This window comes from Acidobacteriota bacterium, from assembly GCA_026393675.1.
Lineage (GTDB): Bacteria > Acidobacteriota > Vicinamibacteria > Vicinamibacterales > JAKQTR01 > JBAXOX01.
In genome coordinates, this window is the sequence record JAPKZQ010000043.1 from 56,383 (window position 1) to 78,393 (window position 22,011).

Annotated in this window: 22 protein-coding genes; 8 read left to right on the top strand and 14 right to left on the bottom strand. The window is 64.0% G+C overall.

Annotation, left to right across the window (positions count from 1 at the left end; translation table 11 throughout):
- Positions 1–1,719 (top strand): hypothetical protein, encoded by a 1,719-nt coding sequence (locus NT151_10970; GenBank protein MCX6539435.1) that lies wholly within the window; start codon positions 1–3, stop codon positions 1,717–1,719.
- Here NT151_10970 and lptF read toward each other — a convergent pair.
- From lptF to recN, 6 genes are all read right to left on the bottom strand, one after another.
- On the bottom strand, positions 1,692–4,061 hold the full coding sequence (lptF, locus tag NT151_10975; protein ID MCX6539436.1) for an LPS export ABC transporter permease LptF: 2,370 nt from the start codon (positions 4,059–4,061) through the stop codon (positions 1,692–1,694). The two genes, NT151_10970 and lptF, sit on opposite strands and share 28 nt — an antisense overlap.
- A 303-nt stretch (positions 4,062–4,364) precedes the next feature.
- Positions 4,365–5,192, bottom strand: a complete 828-nt coding sequence (locus tag NT151_10980; GenBank protein MCX6539437.1) for a ParB/RepB/Spo0J family partition protein — start codon at positions 5,190–5,192, stop codon at positions 4,365–4,367.
- Positions 5,185–5,940 (bottom strand): ParA family protein, encoded by a 756-nt coding sequence (locus tag NT151_10985; GenBank protein ID MCX6539438.1) that lies wholly within the window; start codon positions 5,938–5,940, stop codon positions 5,185–5,187. The genes NT151_10980 and NT151_10985 overlap by 8 nt, the downstream gene beginning before the upstream one ends.
- Before the next feature lie 93 nt (positions 5,941–6,033).
- A complete protein-coding gene (locus NT151_10990; GenBank protein MCX6539439.1) occupies positions 6,034–6,519 on the bottom strand; it encodes a bifunctional nuclease family protein in 486 nt (161 codons plus the stop codon).
- A gap of 72 nt (positions 6,520–6,591) precedes the next feature.
- On the bottom strand, positions 6,592–7,923 hold the full coding sequence (gene miaB, locus NT151_10995) for a tRNA (N6-isopentenyl adenosine(37)-C2)-methylthiotransferase MiaB (GenBank protein ID MCX6539440.1): 1,332 nt from the start codon (positions 7,921–7,923) through the stop codon (positions 6,592–6,594).
- A complete protein-coding gene (gene recN / locus NT151_11000) occupies positions 7,924–9,594 on the bottom strand; it encodes a DNA repair protein RecN (protein ID MCX6539441.1) in 1,671 nt (556 codons plus the stop codon).
- 177 nt (positions 9,595–9,771) lie between these two features.
- Between recN and NT151_11005 the strand changes: the two genes are divergently transcribed.
- Genes NT151_11005 through ssb form a run of 7 tightly spaced genes read left to right on the top strand, consistent with a single transcriptional unit; the run spans position 9,772 to position 15,152 of the window.
- Positions 9,772–10,482, top strand: coding sequence for a MotA/TolQ/ExbB proton channel family protein (locus NT151_11005; protein ID MCX6539442.1), 711 nt, complete (start codon positions 9,772–9,774; stop codon positions 10,480–10,482).
- Between the two features lie 27 nt (positions 10,483–10,509).
- Positions 10,510–10,971, top strand: a complete 462-nt coding sequence (locus NT151_11010) for a biopolymer transporter ExbD (protein MCX6539443.1) — start codon at positions 10,510–10,512, stop codon at positions 10,969–10,971.
- A gap of 2 nt (positions 10,972–10,973) precedes the next feature.
- Positions 10,974–11,774, top strand: coding sequence for a TonB family protein (locus tag NT151_11015; protein MCX6539444.1), 801 nt, complete (start codon positions 10,974–10,976; stop codon positions 11,772–11,774).
- A complete protein-coding gene (locus tag NT151_11020) occupies positions 11,774–13,183 on the top strand; it encodes a hypothetical protein (protein ID MCX6539445.1) in 1,410 nt (469 codons plus the stop codon). Before NT151_11015 ends, NT151_11020 begins: the two co-directional genes overlap by 1 nt.
- Positions 13,184–13,211: 28 nt before the next feature.
- On the top strand, positions 13,212–13,808 hold the full coding sequence (gene pal, locus NT151_11025; protein MCX6539446.1) for a peptidoglycan-associated lipoprotein Pal: 597 nt from the start codon (positions 13,212–13,214) through the stop codon (positions 13,806–13,808).
- 24 nt (positions 13,809–13,832) lie between these two features.
- Positions 13,833–14,675 (top strand): tol-pal system protein YbgF, encoded by an 843-nt coding sequence (gene ybgF / locus NT151_11030; GenBank protein ID MCX6539447.1) that lies wholly within the window; start codon positions 13,833–13,835, stop codon positions 14,673–14,675.
- Positions 14,676–14,726: 51 nt separating this feature from the next.
- A complete protein-coding gene (gene ssb, locus NT151_11035; protein MCX6539448.1) occupies positions 14,727–15,152 on the top strand; it encodes a single-stranded DNA-binding protein in 426 nt (141 codons plus the stop codon).
- Positions 15,153–15,186: 34 nt separating this feature from the next.
- Here ssb and NT151_11040 read toward each other — a convergent pair whose 3' ends face one another.
- Genes NT151_11040 through rpoN form a run of 8 tightly spaced genes read right to left on the bottom strand, consistent with a single transcriptional unit; the run spans position 15,187 to position 21,991 of the window.
- The gene (locus tag NT151_11040) at positions 15,187–15,555 is read right to left on the bottom strand and encodes a cupin domain-containing protein (protein ID MCX6539449.1); all 369 of its coding nucleotides are present in this window, start codon (positions 15,553–15,555) and stop codon (positions 15,187–15,189) included.
- Positions 15,545–17,353: a phosphoenolpyruvate--protein phosphotransferase gene (gene ptsP, locus NT151_11045; GenBank protein MCX6539450.1), complete on the bottom strand. Its 1,809-nt coding sequence runs from the start codon at positions 17,351–17,353 to the stop codon at positions 15,545–15,547. The genes NT151_11040 and ptsP overlap by 11 nt, the downstream gene beginning before the upstream one ends.
- Complete coding sequence (locus NT151_11050) at positions 17,350–17,619, bottom strand: HPr family phosphocarrier protein (protein ID MCX6539451.1); 270 nt, start codon at positions 17,617–17,619, stop codon at positions 17,350–17,352. Before NT151_11050 ends, ptsP begins: the two co-directional genes overlap by 4 nt.
- Position 17,620: 1 nt before the next feature.
- On the bottom strand, positions 17,621–18,031 hold the full coding sequence (locus tag NT151_11055; protein ID MCX6539452.1) for a PTS sugar transporter subunit IIA: 411 nt from the start codon (positions 18,029–18,031) through the stop codon (positions 17,621–17,623).
- Positions 18,032–18,071: 40 nt separating this feature from the next.
- Positions 18,072–18,986: an RNase adapter RapZ gene (gene rapZ, locus NT151_11060; protein ID MCX6539453.1), complete on the bottom strand. Its 915-nt coding sequence runs from the start codon at positions 18,984–18,986 to the stop codon at positions 18,072–18,074.
- Positions 18,983–20,017, bottom strand: coding sequence for an HPr(Ser) kinase/phosphatase (hprK, locus tag NT151_11065; GenBank protein ID MCX6539454.1), 1,035 nt, complete (start codon positions 20,015–20,017; stop codon positions 18,983–18,985). Before hprK ends, rapZ begins: the two co-directional genes overlap by 4 nt.
- 5 nt (positions 20,018–20,022) lie before the next feature.
- Positions 20,023–20,553: a ribosome-associated translation inhibitor RaiA gene (gene raiA / locus NT151_11070; GenBank protein MCX6539455.1), complete on the bottom strand. Its 531-nt coding sequence runs from the start codon at positions 20,551–20,553 to the stop codon at positions 20,023–20,025.
- 7 nt (positions 20,554–20,560) lie between these two features.
- Positions 20,561–21,991 carry an RNA polymerase factor sigma-54 gene (gene rpoN, locus NT151_11075; GenBank protein MCX6539456.1) on the bottom strand — a complete coding sequence of 477 codons (1,431 nt, stop codon included), beginning with the start codon at positions 21,989–21,991 and terminating at the stop codon, positions 20,561–20,563.
- Positions 21,992–22,011 lie beyond the last annotated feature (20 nt).

The following is a 22,011-nucleotide window of genomic DNA, read 5'->3' on the forward strand; positions in this document are numbered from 1 at the left end:
GTGAAGCGCATATTGATTGTCATCCTGGTGGCTCTTGGCGGGTGGGCCGCCTGGTCGCTGGTCACGCTTCCGCCGGCGGCTATCGCGTTGCCTGTCGTCGCGACGACCCGTCCGGTCGTGACCGGCGCGTACCACATCCACTCGCGGGCGTCTGACGGCACGGGAACGGTGGAGGAGATTGCCGCGGCGGCGGGGCGCGCCGGATTGAACTTCCTGATCCTGACCGACCACGGCGATGCGTTTCGCACGCCAGCGCCGCCCCGGTACTACGGGCGCGTCCTGTGCATCGACGCGACGGAAATCAGCACGACCGATGGCCACTACGCCGCGATTGGGCTTGGCAAGCCTCCGTACCGGCTGGCTGGCGAAGCACGCGACGTCATAGAGGATGTGGCGAGACTCGGTGGGTTTGGTGTGGCCGCGCACCCGGACTCGGGCAGAGACTCGCTCAAGTGGAACGAGTGGGACGCGCCGTTTGACGGCATCGAATGGCTGAACGGCGACTCGCAGTGGCGCGACATGTCGGCGTGGCAGTTCTTTCCGATCCTCGTGCAGTATGGCGTCCGACCGGCAGAGACGCTGGTATCGCGATTCACCCGCCCGCAGACGGTGCTCGATCGCTGGGACCGCCTCACCGCCCGACGGCCCGTCGTGGCGCTCGCCGCCAGCGACGCGCACGCCAGGCTTGGACTGCGAGGTAAGGGCGATCCAGATGAGGACTCGCTCTACCTGAAGCTTCCGTCCTACGAGGCGGTATTCCGGGCCTTCTGCCTGAGTGTGGACGTGGACGCGGCGCCAACCGGCGACGCGGCAAACGACGCGCAATCGATCGTGTATGCCCTCAGGAACGGACGCGTATCCACCACGATGTCGGCTCTGGCGACACCTGCCAGTTTCACGTTTGCCGCCTGGTCGGGATTGGCGGCGACGCGGCAGGGAGGTGCGCTGCCGCTGGAACACGGCGTCATGCTGAGGGCGTCGGCCAACATCCCGCCAGGTGGCTCGCTGGTGCTGCTGAAAAACGGAAAGGTCGTGCAGGAAGAACAGAGCCAGACGATCCGCTTTGCGACCGACCAGCCTGGCATCTTCAGGGTCGAGGCGCGACTGCCCGGCGCATCAGGCACCCACGCGATGCCCTGGATCCTGAGCAACCCGATCTACGTCGGTGTCAGACCGCAGGAGCCAGTCGACAGTCCGGCGCCACTGACCGATGCCACGCCGTTTCCGGCATGGGCCGACTGGCAGATCGAACACGATCTGTCATCCACGGGAACGGCCACGGCGGTGGCGACCGGGGCGGCGCCGCCACAGCGCCGGTTCCAATTCCGTCTGGCCGACGGGGGAGCGACCAGTCCCTTTGTCGCCATGGTCACGTCCGTCGTCGACGTGTTGCACGATGCCGACCGGTTGCGCTTCAGCATCCGCGCGAGCCGCCCTCTGCGGGTGTCCGTTCAGGTTCGCCTCAAAGGCCGGGCCGTTGATCGACGCTGGGCGCGATCGGTGTATGCGGAGCCGGCGGCGCGCATCGTCACGGTCTCGCTGGCTGATATGCGCGTGGCTGGAACAGGCGAGCGGGCACCGCTCGACCGCAGCCAGATCGACTCGTTGCTGTTCGTCATCGACACGGTCAACAGCAGACCCGGCGACGAAGGCACGATCTGGATTGAGGCGCTCGGCACGGAGCGCGGGGATCAGGTCCGCACGGTGAGCAGCAAGTAGATGGCGACTGCGGCGAACAGGATATTGGCGGACCATGCCGCCAGCATCGGCATGATCAAACCGCCGGTTCCGAGCGCCCCGAACACGCTGTCGGCGATGCGGTAGACGACCGCGAGGGCGATACCCAACCCGATGCCGTACATCGCGCCACGTCGGCCGGTTGTCACGGCAAACGGCACCGCGATGAGCATCATGATCAGCGTGACCCACGGGAACGACACCTTGCGATGCAGGGCCACCTCGTCCTTCACGACATTGAAGCCGACGGTCCGCATCTCGGCGATGTAGCGCTTGAGTTGACCGTACGTCATCCGGTCCGCGTCCACTGGCTCGGTGACGAAGAACTGGGGCGGTTCCATCTGGAAGCTGGCGGAGGGTACCGGCCTGAAACTGCGTTCCTCGACGCGGCGATCGAACTCGCGCGTCCAGCCGTCCTTGCCATCCCAGGCCACCAGGTCCTCGCGTCCCGTGGCGTGCCCACTGAAGGACGCCGTCCGGAAGAAGGAACGGCTCTGTATCCTCCAGGCCTTGCCAGCGAAGCGAAACACTGACAGGACATCGAGCTCGTTCCGCTGCGCATCGAAGAAGACGTAGTTGTAGATGTCGCCGTTCTTGGCCACCAGCCACTTGCGATTGCCTATGTCGAAGGTGAGTGGCGACCCGCCCCGAATCACGTGCAGCAGCGCGTCCGCGCGTTTGTTCGACGGGGCGAGAACCCGTTCCTCGAGCAGGAACAGCGCCCCGCCCGCCAGCAGCGCGAACAACGCCAGCGGAACCGTCGTGCGGTACAGGCTGATCCCGCACGCCCGCATCACGACAAGTTCACTGCTGCGTGTGAGCAGGCCAATGGTCACGAGCCCGCCGATCAGCACGGCCAGTGGGATGCAGAAGTACACGAACTGGGGCGTGGCCCAGTAGAGGTACTCGATCAACGTCTGGACCGTGGCCTGGCCCTTGAACAGTTTTTCTGAGAGCTCAATGAAGGTCGACACGTAGAAGATCGCCACCAACCCGGAAAACGTGACCGCAAACACGCCAAGGTACGTGCGACCCAGGTACGCATCCAGGATCGTCGCGCCGCGCGGAGTCCATCCCCGCGCCGACCGTTTGGCCCGCGGCACCCATCCTCCGGAGTCGTCAGCCTCGGGTCGTCGGCCAGAAAGCACAGCCAGCCACCGGAACGAACCGAGCCGACCAGCCAGCCGCGTCAGCTTCCCGACGATGGATCTCCAGCGGCGCAAGGTCGCGCCCCGCGCCAGCAGGAGCGCGATCCCCGCGCCTCCCAGGACGATATTCGGCACCCACGGCGCCAGCCAGGCCGCCATCAGCTTGCCCTTCACGGCAGACTGCGCCGTCGTCAACAAGAGGTAGTAGACGAAGATGACCGCAATCCCGAGAACGAATCCAGCCAGCTTGCCATCGCGCCTGGTGGTGAGGCCGAGAGCCACGCCCATCATCGCGAACACAAGGCACGCCACTGGTATCGAGAACTTCTGCTGGATGGCCATGACCTCAGCATGGGTCGAAATCCCCCGGCGAGCCAGTTCCTCGACCTGTTGCCGCAGTTCGGTGATGGTCATTTCCTGGGCACCTTTTTGGGGACCGTTACGCGGAAAGACCGTTTCCGGATCAAGAGTCAGGTGCAACTGCTGAAATCGGGAGATATCGTATTCCTCTGGTGCGCCGGCTTTGCCGGTGTGCGTACTGCCGTCCTCCAAGTAGAGCTCGACCATGCGTTTCTCGCGGTCGACGAAGAGCCGGCCACGCGAAGCAATGTAGACCACTGGGTTGGCGGCTACCGTGGTGTCGGCGAGGAACACGTCCCGCCAGCCGGAACCGTCCTTGGGGATGTCGCGGACGTAGAGGACGCGATTCGGGAAATCCTCAAAGAAGACACGGGGCTTGACCTCACTTTCGGTGCGCTGCGCCACGATCCGGAAGGTAATCTCCCTCGACGCCTGGTTCGCGTCCGGCAGCGCTTTGATGATGACCCAGGAGGTCACAGCCCAGCCAGCAAGGGCCAGGATGATGACCGGGCGCGCGACCCGGAAGATGCTCACGCCGCACGCCTGCACAGCCACCCATTCGCGGTCGGCGGAGAAGCGCCCGAGGCCGACCAGCACGCCGACCAGCAGCGCCATCGGGATCGTTACCGAGAGCGCCTGTGGAAGCAGCGTCACCATCAACCGCACGATCGTGCCGGCCGCGACGCCCTTGGCGATGAGCGGCTCGGCCAGCTTGACCAGGAACGGCATGATCAGGATGAAGGTGAAGACGAGCAGCGAAATCAGAAACGGGCTGACGATGCTGCGGATGATGTAGCGGTCGATGAGTCGCGGCATGAATGTGTTAGAAGAACGATACCACAGGCTGGACCAGCGGCGGTTCAGCGGGGTGGTTTAGGTGGTTCAACAGAAAGAGGGCGTGATTTCATCAACAGAGCATCAACAGGCCTGTTTGTCTAGTCATTTCCGCAACGTCCGATAATGTATGTTATGTTAACTAGGCGACGTGGTAATCCGGGTTCGGCTCGACACGCACTCCCCAACAATCCCAGTCGCTATTGGTCGCTCCCTTTCAATCCGGCCTCGCGCCACTGGTGGGATTCGTCACTCCGGCGAACGCCGGAATCCAGGCGGCAACGACTACTTGGTGTTTCGCAGTTCGTCGAGAATGCGTTCGAGCGCGCTAATGATCTCTGAACGTTCAACCGCATGCTTCGAAAACGTCATCCTCAGTTTGAACGCCTTGGTGGGCGCCTTGTAGTTGAAGGTAAACGCCCTGGGACGACCGCGCTTCGGTTTGGCGACCGCCTCGCGGGCTCGCTGACGCGTGGGTGCGGCGCCGTCGCGGGTAATCCGCTCGACAAGCGCCATCATTTTTCTCGGGTCTGACTCTCTAACTATCTGTAATAACAATGACTTAGACGTAATGTCTGCCAGCCGACACAGCGTCTTGACCTCTTCTGGCATCTTGTTGATGGCTAGCGTCTCGGTAATGGCCGTCCGAGACTTCCCCAGCCTCCTCGCAAGGTCCTCGTGCGTCAATCCCTGTTTGTCGGCGACCGCGTGCAGAGCCTCCGCCTCCTCAAACGGCGTCAGATCCTTCCGTTGGAGGTTCTCGACGAGCGCCAGTTCGATGACCTCGTCCTCGTCTACGTCTCGGATGACGACGGGCAACTCGGCGAGGCCAACCTGCACCGCCGCCTGATAGCGTCGCTCGCCGGCGATGATTTGATATCGCCCGCCCCTGGCCCGGACAATCAGCGGCTCCAGAATCCCCTTCTCGGCAATCGACGCCATCAACTCCGAGAGATCGCCCATGGTCTGCCGCGGCTGGTCAGGATTGGGATCAATCTGGTCGATGGCAACGAGGCGGCCGATCGGCGTTCCCGCGGGCGCCGACAACGTCTCGACGTAGTGTTCGTCGTGGCGCATCCGAATGGTCTCGGGCAGACCCGATCGCTTAGACACGGTCAATGACCTCCTCACACAGCCGGTAGTATTCGGTCGCCCCGGACGAATCCGGCGCGAAGCTGAAGATAGGCTCCTTGTAGGCCGGGCTCTCCTCGAGTCGGACGCTCTTGCTGATCACCGTCGCAAACACCTTCTCTCCAAACACCTGGTTGATCTGCTTCCGGATGTCCCGGGCCAGCGCCGTGCGCTTATCGTGCATCGTGATCAACACGCCGAGCAACCGCAAGTCTGGGTTCGCGCGGCTCCGCACCTTCTCGACAGTCTCGAGCAGGTCGTCGGTGCCTTCGAGAGCGAAGTAGGACGATTGAATAGGCACCAGCAGGTGTGTCGAGGCAACCAACGCGTTGACCGTCAGCAGCCCGAGCGTCGGCGGACAGTCGATGACGATGGCGTCGTAATCGGTCCGGATGGGCTCGATCCTGTCCTTCAGCCGGAAATGGGCGTCAAGTTCGCCGACCAGTTTGGCTTCGAGTTTGGCTAAGGCAATCCGGGCGGGTGCCACCGAGAGATTGGGGACGGTTGAGGCTTGGATGATCGACGCCAGCGGACACCCATTGTCGGCCATCACGTCGTACAGACTGAGCTCGGTGTGGCGCACGTCGAGATACGACATGCTGCTGTTGGCCTGCGGGTCCATGTCCACCAGCAGCGTTCGCTTGCCGCGGAGCGCGAGCGCCGCCGCCAGATTGATGGCAGTCGTCGTTTTTCCGACTCCGCCTTTCTGGTTGGCGATCGATACAATCATGTGGACTGGCCAGTCGAAAACGGCTTCATTCTAGGCGGGCCACGGAAAGGGTGTCAAGCAATGTACGAATTGGGCCTGCTTTCGGCGCGTACACTACATCTTGTACTTGCCGAGTTCCTCTGGATCCAGACTCTCGAGCCAGCGCTGGAGCCGGTTCGAGTCGGTCTTGTCTGGCGAAAAGTCGATGGCCTTGGCGTGGTCGATGACGTACTCCTCGACATAGATCGGTGCCTGTGTCCGGAGGGCTAGCGCGATGGCATCGCTCGGCCTGGCATCGATGGCGACGACCTCCCCTCCGCACTGCACGTAGATCAACGCGTAGAAGGTATTGTCCTTGAGGTCGGAGACGACAATCCGCTGCACGGCGGCATTCAGGTCCTTCAGCACGTTGCGCAGCAGGTCGTGGGTCATCGGCCTGGGCGTCGCGATGTTCTCGATTTGCAGAGCGATCGCATTGGCCTCGAACACGCCAACCCAGATGGGCAAAACCCGCTCTCCGTCCCGGTCTCGCAGGATGATGATAGGCATGCTGGTGATGGGGTCGACCATCAGTCCTTTGATCACCATTTCAATCTGCATGGAGTCTCCTGCGGCCACGCCGCTGACCACGTATCTCACGCTGACACAACGTAGGCTTCAGATTCTGCCCTGTCAAGATGTCTTTGACACCGCGCGGCCCCACAGGCTGTGCGGGCCAGCGCGCTCAATCAGCACCGACATCGTGGAACCCAACTGCTCCGGCGTCCCCGGGAGGTTCACCACGGTATTCCCCGTGGTTCGCCCGGATACCTCGGTGTCGCGCCGCCGGCTGACACTGTCGATGAGCACCTCGAAGATCCGGCCAACCTGGCTGTCGTGGATCGACTGCTGTATCCCCTTCTGCAGGCTTTGCAGTTCGCGAAGGCGCCGCGACTTGACGTCATCGGGCACATCGTCCTGCAGACGTTTCGCGGCCAACGTGCCCGGGCGTTCGGAGTAGCTGAAGGAGAACATGGAGTGGAATCGCACGCGTTCCACGAGCGAGAGCGTGTCGGCGTGGTCCGACTCAGTCTCGCCGGGAAACCCGACAATCATATCTGTCGAAAGCTGAATCCCTGGCGCCTTCGAACGGAGCTGGTCAACCAAGGTGAGGTAGTCGTCGCGGGTGTGCCGCCTGCGCATCGCCGTCAGCACGCGAGTGGAACCCGATTGCGCCGGCAGGTGCAGGTGCTTGCAGACCTTTGGAAGCGTCGCGATCGCATCGACGAGCCGGAGCGTCACGTGCCGCGGGTGCGGGCTGGCAAACCGGATTCGTTCCACGCCGGTCACGTCGCTGACGGCGGCCAACAGGCCCGCGAAGTCACAGGCCGGGTCGTCTGGTGCTTGATAGTGGTTCACGATCTGGCCTAATAACTGGACCTCTTTTCGGCCACTCGCGGCGGCTTGCGCCACCTCGGCGAGGATGTCCGCTTTCGGCCTCATTCGCTCGTGTCCGCGGGTGTACGGCACCACACAGAACGCGCAAAAATCGTTGCACCCTTCAATGGCCGTCACATAGGCCTTCACCGCGTCTGACCGACGCGCGATCCCCAGCGGAAACGACACGTCGTCGTACGGATTGATATCGATCTGCCGGTGCGAGGTCGCGATCGCCTGGTCCACCAGGATTGGAAGGCGCTTCTCGGCTTGCGTGCCGACGACCACATCGACGTAGGGCGCCCGCTTGAAGAGCGCCGATCCCTCCTGCTGCGCCAGGCACCCGGCGACAGCCACTAGCGGTTCGCGGCCCAGATGTTCCGATTCGGCGCGAATCTCGCCGATGCGGCTCACGACCTTGTCCGCGGCCTTTTCGCGGACGGTGCACGTGTTCAGGATCACGACATCCGCATCGGCCACGTCCGACGCGGGCTCGTAACCAGCCGATTCCAGGAGTCCGGCCATGCGCTCGGAATCGTGGAAGTTCATCTGGCAGCCGAAGGTTTCGATCAAGTACCGTCGCGACATCTATTTTCGCTTTCGCCTTTCGCCTTTCGCTCCACGTTCGCTTTCGCCCCCGCGAGCGGCAATCATCTCCCGCGCTGCCGAGCGCGCGCCGTCGGTGACGACCGCGCCGGCCATCATCCGGGCCAGCTCGTCGACACGGGCCTCCTCGCCGAGGTGCTCGATCGACGTGACGGTTCTCCCCTGCCGGACGAGCTTGGCCACACGGTAGTGACTGCCCCCGGCGGCGGCGATCTGCGGAAGGTGGGTGATACAGAGCACCTGGAACTCGCGGCCCAGCGACTGGAGCCGCTGCCCCACAACGTCGGCCACTCTCCCCCCGATGCCGGCATCCACCTCATCAAAGATCAACGTCTTGCCCGGCGAATCGGTCGAGGCCAGTGTCTTCAACGCGAGCATCATCCTCGACAGCTCACCTCCTGACGCGATTCGCGCAAGAGGCCGCAATTCCTCACCCGGGTTCGGCGAGACAAAAAACTGGGCCTGGTCGATGCCTCGCGCCGTCCACCCATCGTCGGTCGGGTCTGGAGGTTCGAAGCGAACCTCGAATCTGGCGCACTCCATCGCCAGTTCCGCCAATTCCTTTTCGAGGGCCGATGCAAAGGCAGCCGCTCGGGCGCGGCGAGCGCGAGACAACGACTCCGCCAATGCGCGGTACGCGTTGGCCGCAGAATCAAGACGACCTTCCAGCCGTTGCACCTGCTCGGCTGCCGACTCGAGCATGGTCAGTTCCTGTGCGCACTGGGTCTGTCGGGCGACAACCTCCCCTACCGTCGGTCCGTACTTACGCTTGAGACGCTCCAACGCCGCCAAGCGGTCCTCGACCTCGCCGAGTCTATCGGGCGAAGCATCAATGTGCGCGCCATATTCGCGAACGAACCCCGCCAATTCGTCGAGCTGCGCATCGATCGCATCGCGACTGTCGAGGAACGGCTGGAATCGCGGATCAAACTGCGCCAGCTCCCCTACTCGCTTCCACACGACGGCGATCGAGGTCACCACCGACAAGTCGTCGTCGTACAACCGGAGGTAGGTCTCGTCGCACAAACGCTTCAGCTTCTCGGCATTCGCGAGAAGCCGCTTGGATGTCTCGAGTTCCTCGTCTTCTCCGATGACCGGCTTGACGCGGTCAATCTCGCTCAACTGGAAGCGCAGGAACTCGGCACGGGCCTCTTTGTCACGCTCGACCCGACGCAACTGCTCGAGTTGAGTTCCCGCCGCGGTCCACTCATCAAACGCCTGCCGCACAGCCTCGCGCTCACTGGCGAGTCCGGCATAGCGATCGAGCAGATCAAGATGGACGTCCGGATCGAGCAGCGCCTGGTGTTCGTGCTGACCGTGGAGGTCGACGAGCGTGGCTCCCAGTTCCTTGAGTGCCGAGGCCGTCACCAGGACCCCATCGACGAAGCTCCGGCTGCGGCCCTGGGCGTTGACCTCTCGCCTGACAATGACCTCGCGACCCGAATGCTCGAATACCGCCTGGATGATCGCTATTTCTTCGCCAGTACGAATCACGTCCGCAGAAGCGCGGTCGCCGAGCAGGAGTCCAACCGCGCCAACCACAATCGACTTGCCGGCGCCGGTTTCGCCCGTCATGACGTTCAGTCCCGGCTGAAGTGTGACCTCCAGCGACTCGATGACAGCGAGGTTCCGGATGTTCAGATATCGCAGCATATGGGCCGCCGACTGGAGGGAGCCCGTCGCGGAACTCCCATGATATCACGGGTTTGACAGGGTTCGACTGCCATGGTACGCTTCATCGAGTTTGCTGTCGGCGCCCGCTCGCGGGCCGGTCGCCTGCACATTTGCCACCCGTGGCCGCAACCGGACATCCGGGAGGGGTACGAAAGCGTGACTGCCAATTCCATTGCCGGCGACGGCGTCATCGAACTGGTGCTTCGGTCGGGAGCCGTCGCGAAATTCGTCCTGCTCATCCTGGCCGCGTTCTCGGTCGTCTCCTGGGGGATTATCCTCCACAAGCTATGGCATTTCTATCGGATCCAGACACAGACCGCCCGATTCCTGGTTGTCTTCCGGCGCAGTTCGAAGTTCTCCGAGGTCCATGCCGTCTGCCAGAGTTTCGCGGCCAGCCCGTTGGTCGGGATTTTTCAGGCCGGCTACGCCGAGTTGAACACCCAGTTGAGGCAGTCCGCACAGCCTCCGGCCAGTCCTGGAGGGCCTCCCGCTCGTCCAATGCTGAAGAGCCTGTCTGCCGTTGATCGTGCGCTGCTGAGAGCGGCTGCCGTGGAAGTGACCAGGATCGAACGCAATCTGTCGGTGCTGGCGACGACGGCCAGCATCTCACCGTTTATCGGGTTGTTTGGAACCGTGTGGGGCATCATGACGTCGTTCCAGCGGATTGCCAGCGTCGGCTCCACCAACCTCGGTGTGGTGGCGCCGGGGATCGCGGAGGCCCTCATTGCGACAGCCGCGGGGCTGTTCGCCGCCATCCCGGCTGTGTACTTCTACAACCACTTCGTGGCGGACGTGAAGCGATTGACGTCGAGCATGGATGATTTTTCGCTCGAGTTCCTGAACATCGCGGAACGCAACTTCACATAGGTCGGGTCGCCCGGGGGGCGGCGCGCCATGGCAAATGTCAGTCCAACTGAGAGTGTCTCGATCGGACGCGGCGGAAGAGTTCGCCGTGTATCCTCGTCGCTCGCCGAGATCAACGTCGTCCCGCTGGTCGACGTAATGCTCGTCCTGCTCATCATCTTCATGGTCACCGCGCCGATGCTGCAGCGTGGTGTCGACGTCAATCTGCCTGTGTCGCGGCGGTCAGCGGCCATTACCGACGAACGCATCTTCGTGACGGTGCCTCTCAGCTACCGCCAGAATCACACGGTCAGACTTGGCGACGAGCCCGTCCGCGTTGAGCTGCTCGCCGAACGCATCCGGCAGGCGACCGATGGGCGCGCCGATCGCGATGTGTTTCTGCGCGGCGACGGCGGCATCCTGCTGCAGGAACTGATCGAAGTGATGGACCGGCTCAAGGAAGCCGGCGTGGAGAAGATCGGCATCGTGCTGAGGCTGCCGGAGGAACGCTAGCGATGGAGCCCGTCACCAGCGTGCTCATCGAGCGCGCGCACGATGTGCAGGGGCTGCCGCGCATGGTCACGGTCTCCCTGGTGGCGCACGGTGCGTTGATCGCCGTGCTCCTCCTCTTCCCGGTGCTTGGTCCTCCCCGCTCCGCGCAGGATCTTCAGCCTGTCATGACGATCTCGCTCGGCGGCGTCCCAGGTCCACGGGCGGGCGGGATGACGATGATGAGCAGGCCATCGCAAGGCATCGCCACATTGCCTGAGCCGGTGAAGCCGGCGAACGTCATCATGCCTCCGACAGCCAAGCCACCGGCGATGGTGTTGCCTGAGCGGGCGACCAAGCCGGTGAAGCCGACGCCGCGTCCACCCACGCGGCCGACCATTGAGGCGCCGCCTTCTGCGGCGATCACACCCCCGCGAGTGCCGTTCGGGGGAGATGCGGCGCAGACGAGTCCGAATCCGAACCGCGGCCTTGGGTTTGGTGGACTCTCGACAGGCGGAGGAGCCGGACAAGGTGGGTACCTCGACGTCGCCAACTTCTGCTGCCCTGACTACCTGGTGACGATGGTGCAACTGGTGCAGGGCAATTGGAATGCGCGCCAGGAAGTGGCCGGTGAGACGCTCGTGAAGTTCCGCGTTCTGCGAGACGGACGCCTCACCGAGATTGAGCTTGAACGGTCCAGCGGGTACGCGGCGCTCGATCTGACCGCGCAGCGGGCGTTGTTCCTGACGCAGCGGTTGCCGCCGCTGCCCTCGGCGTTTCCTGAGGATCACCTGACGGTCCACCTTCGTTTTCCCTATCAGCGGTGATGATGCGCCATCGAACCTCTTCACTCGTTGCGTGCGCGGCTGGCGTGGCCCTGTTCATCCTGGCCGCGACCACGCCGTTCCCCGCGGCTTCGCGCCTGGAGTCGCTCCAGACACCGCCTCCGCAGGCGCAGCCGCCCCAGCAGCAGTCCGAGATCGTGCTGAGCCTGAGCGGCGAGCCTGGCGCACGGCCGCGTTATGCCGTTCCTGATTTCATTGCGCGCACGGCCGATGCGGAGACCGCCGATGCCGCCAGACTGCTGGGCGCCGTGCTGTGGGACGATCTCGCCTTCGAGCGCGAGTTCTACATGGTCCCGCGTGACACGTACCGATCCATCCCGGCGGCAACCTCGATGCAGACCGTGCCGTTTGATCGATGGCGTGAGCTGGGTGCTGACGCGCTGGTGATGGGCAGCGTCGAAAAGACCGGCCCCACCACCTTCCGTGTTGAGGTTCGGCTGCTTGAGGTGCGATCCGGCCGGTCGGCCATGGCTCGCGAGTACAGTGGGTCGACATCGAACCCGCGTGTGTACGCGCACACCGCGGCCGACGAGATTCACCAAGCGCAGCGGGCGCTGCGTGGCGTCGCGCGCACGAAGCTCGCGTTCTCGTCCGATCGTGATGGCGATCGGATGGCGGGCACCGTGCAACAGCGTGGGGTCAAAGAGATCTACATTTCCGACTACGATGGCGCGAATCAGCGGCGCGTCACCGTCTCGAAGACCCTGAATCTCTATCCGACCTGGTCTCCCGATGCCCGGACGATCGCATACACGTCGTATCGCACGGGATTCCCCGACATCTATCTGTCGCTGATCTATCAGGGAGTCCTCGAGACGCCCACCGGGGGGAAATATCAGAACTGGCTGTCGGCGTGGTCGCCGGATGGCACCAAGCTGTGCTTTACGTCGACGCGCGATGGGCACCCCGAGTTGTACGTGATGAACCGGGACGGCTCAAGTCTCCGGCGCCTCACCAACAACCCGGCCAACAATACGACGCCCACGTGGTCTCCGAGCGGCACCCAGATCGCGTTCACGTCCGATCGCGGCGGGACGCCGCAGATCTACGTCATCGACGTCGACGGCCTGAATGTCCGCAAACTGACGAACGAATCCTATTGCGACCGTCCCACGTGGTCGCCCGCACCGTTCAACGAAATCGCGTATGCATCGCGGACAGGCTCGGGGTACGATATCAAGGTCTACACGCTGGCGACCCAGGAGGTCAGACAGTTGACGTCCGGCGAAGGCAGTAACGAAAGCCCGAGTTACGCGCCCAATGGCCGGCACGTGGCGTTCTCGTCCACGCGCGGCGGGAAACGACAGATCTTCACAATTGGCCGGGACGGCCAGGGACTGAAACAAGTGACCACGGTCGGCAATAATCAGACGCCCGATTGGTCCAGGTAGCGGGACCGTAGGTACGGAGATGAAATCAATGCATAGCCGATGGGTGTCGAACGGCGGGTGGCTTGTCGCGGTGACCGTGGCCCTAGTGCTGAGTGGAGCGTGCGGCGCCAAGAAGCCCCCGGTCGCACAGCCGGTTCAGCCTCCGACAACCACGACACCGATGACAGACGTCGTCCCGCTGACGCCGCCCGCGCCGACGCCGGTTTCTGTCACCGAGTCGCCCCTGGTGACGCCGAGGATGACTGACGATCCCATGGCGTCGCGATCGATTGACGACCTCAATCGCGAATCGCCTCTGCAACCCGCGTTCTTTGAGTACGACAGCGCTGAGGTGAGCGCGGCCGCACGCACGGCGCTCGATGCCAATGCCGCCGTGCTGCGCAAGTATCCGGCGTGGGCCGTCACGGTCGAAGGCCACTGCGACGAGCGTGGGACGGCCGAATACAATAGCGCGCTCGGCGAACGGCGCGCCGCCGCGGCACGGACATACCTGGTATCGCTCGGCATCTCGGCCGAACGCCTGCACATTGTCAGTTACGGCAAGGAATTCCCGTTCGATCCCGCCCATGCCGAATCGGCGTGGGCGAAGAATCGTCGGGCCCATTTCGTGATTACGACGAAGTAACGGTTCGACAAGCGAGATGACATCATGAAGCAACCAGTCCGCCTGCTGACTCTGGGAATCGTGCTGCTGACCGTCGCCACCTCGGTGCCGCTCGAGGCTGCCAACAAAGAGCATCTGCAGATGATGGCTGATCTCCGCATCCTCCAGCAGCAAACACAAATGCTCCAGGCAAACCTGACGGCCCTGACCGACGCGCTCAAGACGGTATCGGCGCGCCTGGACGAACAGGCCGGCACCGCCCGCAAGGCATTTGCGGATCAAAAGTTGATTGTGGAGGGGGTCGCAACTGACCTCCGCGTGGTTCGCGAAAGGGTCGACGAGAACAACGTCCGGCTCGGGTCGCTATCGCAGGAGGTCGACGCGGTTCGGGTGGCCCAGGCGGCCAACCCGCCCGCGTCCGTGCCAGCGGCGGTGCCCCCGGTCGTCGACCCGTCGGCCGCGGCGCAGAACCCGCCCACGACACCGCCCGCCAACCCCGGCGTATCGCCGCAGCGCCTGTTCGAATCGGCTCGGGCCGACTACTATGCGGGCCAGTGGAGTCTCGCCATTTATGGCTTCGAAACCTACATCAAGACGTTTCCGAAAAGCGATCTGGTCGACGACGCGCAGTACTACATCGGCGAGACGTACTATAGCTCGGGCCGATTCCGCGAGGCGGTGGCCGCCTACGATCGGGTGATCTCGAACTACGTGTCGAGCAATACGCTGCCCGATACGTACTACAAGCGTGGGCTTGCGCTGAAGACGCTCGGCCAGATTCCGCAGGCCCGCGAGTCATTCGATTTTGTGGTGAAGAACTACCCGGACAGTGATGCGGGCCGGCTGGCCAAACAGGCCCTCGATCAACTGAGTCGATCAGGGAAGTAACCGCTGATCAGATCCGCTTCCGCAATCGCGGGCGGGCCGGAAGGAACAGGCATGGCGAACAGCTACAACAAGATCATTCTCGTCGGCAATCTGGGCAGGGACGCCGAATTGCGGGCAACCCCGCAGGGCAAACAGGTGGCGTCGGCCAGCCTGGCCGTCGAGGACTGGCAGAAGAAGGACGAACGCGGGAAGCCGGGAACCGAGTGGTACCGGATCAAGATCTGGGGTCGGCAGGCTGAGACCTTGTCGCCGCACCTCTTGAAGGGCAAGACGATCCTGGTCGAGGGGCGCCTGTCGATTCAGACGTGGACCGACCGCGAGGGAAAAACCCGGTACACGCCGGAGGTCTCAGCCGACCGGGTGGTCCTGCTCGGCAGCCCCGGCCAGGGATCGTCGATGCCGGCCCGCACGGAAAGTCCGGTGGATGACGAACTTGGCCAGTCGCCGGACGTCAACGCCGACGATATTCCGTTCTAGGAGAAGCAGCCGGCGGGCGCAATTGATTGCGCCCTTATTTGTCCGCTCTGCCGTACCGGTCCTCGAGTCTCACGACGTCGTCCAGCTCTGGCGTGGAGACCTCGAAGATGTCGACGTCGTCGACGGCGGTCATGCGATGCACCGTTCCGGCAGGTACGTGGATCCGGTCACCCGGGTGCATCTGGCGGCCGACCAGCTTGTCTCCCTCCTGGATCTCGAATAGGAGCCTGCCTGAGTGGAGATAGATCGTCTCGGTCTTCTTGTTGTGGTACTGCAGGCTCAAGGCATGGCCTGCCGCCACGTGAATGACCTTTCCGACATACTGTTCTGTCTTCGCCCACAGCAGCTCGTAGCCCCACGGCTTCTCGACTCTTGTGACGCCCGGCCGAATCTCACCGCTCACCGTTGTCTCCTTCCACGCCGGATTGGGTAGTCCGGCCATTGCTCCGCTTGATGATGCCCGGGTAGGCCGACAACAGATGTGCCGCAATCTGCTGGGCTGACGCGAGCCTGAGCGCTCGTGCAACGACGCGCCGTACGTCGCTGAGCGACACCTCTCGCACGATCTGGCGCGCCGCGGGAATCAGCGCTGGACTCATGCTGAAGCTGGTCACGCCAAGTCCCAGCAACGCGATCAGGGCTGCGGGATCGGAGGCCATCTCTCCGCACACCGCAACGGGCCTTCCCCATCGCCCAGCTGCGCGCGTCACGGCGCGCACGAGTCGCAGGACCGCAGGATGCAGGGGCTCATAGAGCCGCGCCACCCGGCCATCGGTGCGATCCACGGCGAGCGTGTACTGGATGAGGTCATTGGTGCCGATGCTGAAGAAATCCGCTTCGGCCGCCAGCAGGTCCACCGTCATGGCGGCGGAGGGCACCTCGATCATGGCGCCGACCGCGATAGAAGGGGCCTGGTCGCCCCGGCCGGACGCCACAGCAAGGCCAGCGTCGAACAGCGCGACCCTGGCCTGCCGCAGTTCGTCGACCGACGCCACAAACGGAAACAGCACTCTGAGTGGCCCGTGGCGGGCGGCGCGCGCGAGCGCCCGCAGCTGCGTGCCGAACACATCCGGCCTGCTGAGGCACAGGCGGATCGCCCTCAAGCCTAGCGGTCCTCGAGAAGGCTCCGCGCTGCCCTCAGGTGGACGATCCCCTGGACGGCCAGCCATCCGGCTCTCATCGACATCGAACGTGCGAATGGTGACGGGGTGGGGCGCCATCCGTTCGACCAGATTTCTGTATGCCTCGTATTGCTCCTGTTCGCCGACCGAGTCGAGGGTCCGCCCGCCCAGCATGAACTCCGAGCGAAACAAACCGACACCTTCGGCGCCGTTGGCACGAGCGACGTCGATCTCATCCGGCAGTTCGATGTTGGCGTCGAAGCGAATGGCCACCCCGTCAGCGGTTGAGGCCGGCTGAACCAGGTGCCGGGCCACGGGCACCGACACCCACTTGCGCTCGGCCTTGGCCCGGGCGCGATCGATCATCGCGTGATCGGGATCGATCACGACGTCGCCGGAATATCCGTCCAGCAGAATGAGGACGCCCGGGCTCGCCAGTTGCGTCGCCACCCGGAGACTAGCCACGGTCGGCAATCGCAACGACCGGGCGAGGATCGCCGAGTGATCCGTCCGGCTTCCGGCATCCATCGCCAGGCCGATCACGCGGTTGCGGTCCAACTGGCCCGCGACCGACGGCGGCAGTTCGCCGGCCACCAGGATGGACGGCTCGTCCAGATTCAGACTCAACTCACCCGTCCGCCGTGGCATCGGCACGAGGTTCCGGCGCAGCCGGCCGATCACATCAGCGACGTCGCCCCGGCGCTCGCGAAGGTAGCCGTCCTCGACGTCCATGAAGATCGCGGAGAATTCCTCGAACGCGCGCTCCACCGCCCACTCGGCATTGAGGCGCTCGGCCGACACGATCGCCTGCGCCCGCGGCACCAGGAGCTGGTCATCGAGCATGAGGAGCTGCGCCTGAAACAGGTACGCGAGGTCCGGTCCGGCCGATGCCAGCACCCGGGCATGAATGCGTTCCAGTTGCCGGCGGGTCGCTTCCCGTGCGGCGTCCAGCCGGGCGATCTCCCGCGCGACGTGCGCCGGCGTGATGACATACCGCAGCGTCACGGAGTCCTGCACCAGCAGGGCCGCCGGCCCCCAGACGATTCCTGGCGAAACGGCGATGCCAGTCAGCGCGTTCACGCGGACTCCCCGAACCCCGCCTCGACCAGCCCGCAGAGCGCGTCGAGCGCGGCGTGCTCGTCGGGACCCTCCACGCTCAGAGCGATGGCGGTGCCCCGCGACGCCGCCAGCAGCAGGATGCCGAGAATGCTCTTGCCGTCCACCGCGCGCGCGCCGCGCGTGACGGTCACACGTGCCTGGAAGGTTCCAGCCAGGTGCACGAACCGGGCAGCCGCCCTGGCGTGCAGGCCCAGCAGGTTGTTGACCACAACGGTCCTGGCCACCATGTCAGATCTTGGTCTCCCCTCGCATCAGATCGGAGGCGACATGGATGGCACTCCGGCCCGTTTCTCGGAGCTCGCGTGCGACGGCAAGCAGATCCTTCGACTGACGCAGCCCGGCGAGTTTAATGAGCATGGGCAGGTTGACACCGGTCACGATCTCGACCTTGTCGGTTTCCAGAAACGTCAGACTCAGGTTCGTCGGCGTGCCGCCGAACATGTCTGTGAGGACGAGCACCCCGCCGTCACTCTGAAAACGGGCGATCGCCCGGCTGATCTCCTCGCGCGCGTCATCCGTGTTGTCGTGCCAGCCGATCGAGACGGCCGCGAACTGCGGCAGGTCTCCGATAATCGCCTCGGCGGCATTCAACAACTCTGTCGCGAGCTGCCCATGCGTGACCACCACTACGCCAATCACCGTTGTCTCCTTGTGACGCGCCTTTGCACCTGTGCGCGCCTCACCCGCCCAACCCCATGTCGCGATGCCGCACGTGGTACCGCGCGCCCTCAATCGGCCCAATCGTCTTCCGCAGGATCTCGGCCACGTAGACGGACCGATGGCGGCCGCCCGTGCACCCAATCGACACCGTCAGATAACTCTTGCCTTCGTGCGCATAGAGGGGAATGAGGAACTTCAGCAGCGTCGTGAACCGCACGATGGTATCAAGCGTCACGGGATGGCTGTTCATGAAGCTCACGACACCGTCATCACGGCCGCTCATCCGCCGGAACCGGGGTACGAAATGCGGATTCGGCAGGAACCGCACGTCGAAGACCAGGTCGCTCTCGGGGGGCACCCCGTGCTTGAACCCGAAGCTCAGGAACGTGACCTGCATCCGCGAGGCGCGGCCACTCTGGCGCGACATCGACAGGAACGCCTCGCGCAGTTCGTGCACGGTGAACGCGCTGGTGTCAATGATCTCGTCGGCCAGCCTGCGGATCGGCCGCAGCAACCGCCGCTCTTCGCGAATGCCCTGGAGGATCGGCCGGTCGTGCGCGAGCGGGTGCGGCCGGCGCGTCTCGCTGAAGCGACGAACCAGGGTGTCGTCGTTCGCGTCCAGGTAGATCAGCACCGGCTTCAGACCCCGAATCCGGCGCACCCGTCGAAACACGCTCGGGAACTCCGACAGCTGGACCCCTTCCCGGACGTCCACCACGATCGCCACCTTCTCGAGGTCTGACCCGGCCCGGCTCGCCAGCGACGCCATCGTGGCGACCAGCGTCATCGGCAGGTTGTCGACGCAGAAATAGCCGAGGTCCTCGAGCGCGCGAATCGCATGCGACTTCCCGGAGCCGGACAACCCTGTCAGAATGACAAAACGCGCCTCCGCCACACGCGCGCCCACGCCGTTCGCCCGCTTCCCCGCCTTCATGTGTCGATGTCTCCATCGCCCAGGCCGTCGACATCCTCGTCGGGGTCCGCCGTGCCTTCCTTCCCGTCCTTCAACTGCCGGTCAAGGCGATCGGCAAGGCGCTGCGCCGCGTTCAACCCGCGCGAGCGCAGCAGCTGGTTCCGCGCCGCGACCTCGACCAGGTTTCCCACGCTTCGCCCCGGCGCGACCGGCATACGGATCAGCGGCACTCTCAGGCCCAGGATGTCGAAGAACTCGTCGTCGAGGCCGAGGCGGTCGTACTGGCGGCCCACCTCCCAGCGCTCCAGCTGCACCACCAGTTCCACACGCTTCGACGAACGGGTGGACGCCACGCCAAACAGATCCTTGACGTTGACGACGCCGAGCCCCCGAATCTCCATGTGGAAGCGGGTCAGATCCGGGCACGTCCCAATCAGCACCGACTCGGCGCGACGCCTCACCTCCACCGTATCGTCGGCGACGAGGCGGTGCCCCCGCAGAATCAGGTCCATGGCGCACTCGCTCTTGCCGATGCCGCTCTCGCCGACGATGAGCACGCCCAGACCAAGCAGGTCCATGAGCACGGCGTGAAGGATCGTGCGCTCCGCGAGAATGTCCTCGAGATAGCTGGTCAGTTTGGCGATGGCGATGGGTGTAGAGAGCCGGGTGCGCAGCACCGGCACCGCCGCCCGCTCGGCCTCGATCGGCAGCTCGTCTGGCACGGCGTTGCCGCCGGTGACCATCACGCACGGAATGTCATGCCGCAGCGTCCGTGCAAGGCTCAGCACGCGGGCCTCGGGCGCGAGGCTGGCGAGATAGCCGATCTCGCTCGCGCCGAACACGAGCACACGGCCAGGCTGAAGATAGGCGTCGAAGCCGGCGAGCGCGAGGCCGGTCTTTAACACATACGGACTGAGGATGGGTCGTCCCAGCCCCTCGCGACCAGCCAGGAGTTCGAGGCCGAGGTTGAACCCGTCCGACCGGATGCGAAGCAACCCGCCGACTGTCACGCTGTGACCTGCCGAAGGCATCGGCGGAGGGTCCGCGGCCATGATGGTCAGGCCTGCGGCTCGATCAGGCCGAGATCGCCATCCTTGCGTCGGTACAGCACGCTGATGGCATCAGTGCCCAGGTTTCTGAACACGACGAAGGCATCGGCCGACGGCCCCACTTCCTGTGCCGCCTCTTCGAGCGTGAGCGCCCGCACCTCGTAGCGCCGCGCGCGCACGATGCGCCGCACCTGGGCGGCAGGCATCGCCGTGTCGGCGAGCCGCCGAGCGGGCCGTGCATCCCGCTTGCGTTCCTGCCATTTTCCCTTCAGTTTCTGGACCTGTTGCACGATTTTGTCTGCCGCCTCGGCCAGCGAGATCTCCCAGGTGGTCGCCGCCGCGGTGGCCTGGAACAGGTGCCCGCCGCGAACGTGCACGTGCAGCTCGCTCACGCGTCGGAACTTCTCGAGCCGCAGTTCGACCTGGCCGGACACGCCCTTGTCGTTCACCACGCGCTCCAGCCGGGCGAGCTTTCGCTTCACCAACGTGCGCAATTCCGGCGTGATGTCCACGCCTCTACCCGTCAGTGCGAGTCGCATGATGGCCTCAATAGAGCATCTTGCGCTGATTGGATGTGGGGATCTTCAATTCCTCGCGGTACTTCGCAATCGTCCGGCGGGCCAGGACCAGGCCCTCCTTCTGCAGGATGCTGACGATCTTCGAATCGCTCAACGGCTTCCGCAAGTCCTCGGCCTCGATGATCTTCCTGATCCGCTGTTTGATCGTCACCGACGATACGCTCTCGCCATAGGAACTGCTGATCCCGCTGTGGAAGAAGTATTTCATCTCGAACACGCCCTGAGGCGTGTGCATGTACTTGTTGGTGACCACCCGGCTCACCGTCGACTCGTGCATGCCGATGTCGTTGGCCACATCGCGCAGGACCAACGGCCGGAGGAACTCGATCCCCTGGTCGAGAAAATCCCGCTGGAACGTGATGATGCTGGTCGCGACCTTGTGAATCGTCTTCTGCCGCTGCTCGACCGACTTGATGAGCCACAGCGCCGAACGGAACTTGTCTTTCACATACGCCCGTGTCTCGTCGGTGTTCTCGGCGCTCTTGTCGAGCAGCCGCCGATAGACCGGACTGATCCGCAGCTGCGGCAATCCCTCTTCGTTCAACACCGCCACATACTGATCCTCGACCTTGACGACGTACACGTCGGGAATCACGTAATGGGAATCCGGCCGGTTGAACCGGCTGCCGGGCTTGGGATCGAGGTGGCGAATCAGCTCGACGTGTACCTTGACCTCGTCGATTGTCAGGCCGAGCTTCTTGGCGATTTCCGGCACCTGGTGGTTCTGCAGCTGCCGCAGGTACTCGGTCACGATCTTCTCGGCCACCACCGTGCCGTGACCGATGTGCTGCAACTGGAGCCCGAGGCACTCCTGAAGATCACGCGCGGCGACACCCACCGGATCGAATCGCTGCACGATCCGCAGGGCCTTCTCGACCTCCTCGATGCTCCATCCCCCCATCGTCGAGATCTCATCGACCGACGCCACCAGGTACCCATCGTCGTCGAGGTTGCCGATAATTGCGTCGCCAATCGCCCGCATCGTCTCGTCGGTCTCCTGCAGGGACAGCTGCCACTGGAGGTGGTCGGAGAGCGAGGTGCTCGTCGACAACGTATTCTCGATGGGCGGCAGCTCCTTGACTTCCTGCTGCGTCCGGGGACGGTAGCCATCGTCGAGGTAGTCGCCGAAGAAATAGGCGTAGTCGCTGTCGTCCCAGTTGTCGACTTTCGGCGTCGCCGCCTCAGCGTCGCCCTCCGTCTTCTCGGCGGACGCGTTGTCCGACGACTGGGTGTCGTCGGACGACACTTCCTCCAGCATGGGATTCTCGACGACTTCCTGGTTGAGGAGATCCGCCAGTTCCAGCGTGGACATCGGCAACAGCTTGATGGCCTGCTGCAACGACGGCGTCAGGATCAGCTTTTGAACGAGTTTGGTGTGCAGTTTCTGCTGGATCGCCATGGCGGTTCGTACCGAAGTGT

Coding starts and splice junctions, on each gene's coding strand:
- hprK (MCX6539454.1), bottom strand. CDS start 20,017: ATGGCCGCGGACCCTCCGCCGATGCCTTCGGCAGGTCACAGCGTGACA.
- NT151_10985 (MCX6539438.1), bottom strand. CDS start 5,940: ATGATTGTATCGATCGCCAACCAGAAAGGCGGAGTCGGAAAAACGACG.
- NT151_11020 (MCX6539445.1), top strand. CDS start 11,774: ATGATGCGCCATCGAACCTCTTCACTCGTTGCGTGCGCGGCTGGCGTG.
- ssb (MCX6539448.1), top strand. CDS start 14,727: ATGGCGAACAGCTACAACAAGATCATTCTCGTCGGCAATCTGGGCAGG.
- NT151_10990 (MCX6539439.1), bottom strand. CDS start 6,519: ATGCAGATTGAAATGGTGATCAAAGGACTGATGGTCGACCCCATCACC.
- NT151_11015 (MCX6539444.1), top strand. CDS start 10,974: ATGGAGCCCGTCACCAGCGTGCTCATCGAGCGCGCGCACGATGTGCAG.
- lptF (MCX6539436.1), bottom strand. CDS start 4,061: ATGCCGCGACTCATCGACCGCTACATCATCCGCAGCATCGTCAGCCCG.
- rapZ (MCX6539453.1), bottom strand. CDS start 18,986: ATGAAGGCGGGGAAGCGGGCGAACGGCGTGGGCGCGCGTGTGGCGGAG.
- pal (MCX6539446.1), top strand. CDS start 13,212: ATGCATAGCCGATGGGTGTCGAACGGCGGGTGGCTTGTCGCGGTGACC.
- rpoN (MCX6539456.1), bottom strand. CDS start 21,991: ATGGCGATCCAGCAGAAACTGCACACCAAACTCGTTCAAAAGCTGATC.
- NT151_11050 (MCX6539451.1), bottom strand. CDS start 17,619: ATGGTGGCCAGGACCGTTGTGGTCAACAACCTGCTGGGCCTGCACGCC.
- raiA (MCX6539455.1), bottom strand. CDS start 20,553: ATGCGACTCGCACTGACGGGTAGAGGCGTGGACATCACGCCGGAATTG.
- NT151_11010 (MCX6539443.1), top strand. CDS start 10,510: ATGGCAAATGTCAGTCCAACTGAGAGTGTCTCGATCGGACGCGGCGGA.
- miaB (MCX6539440.1), bottom strand. CDS start 7,923: ATGTCGCGACGGTACTTGATCGAAACCTTCGGCTGCCAGATGAACTTC.
- ybgF (MCX6539447.1), top strand. CDS start 13,833: ATGAAGCAACCAGTCCGCCTGCTGACTCTGGGAATCGTGCTGCTGACC.
- recN (MCX6539441.1), bottom strand. CDS start 9,594: ATGCTGCGATATCTGAACATCCGGAACCTCGCTGTCATCGAGTCGCTG.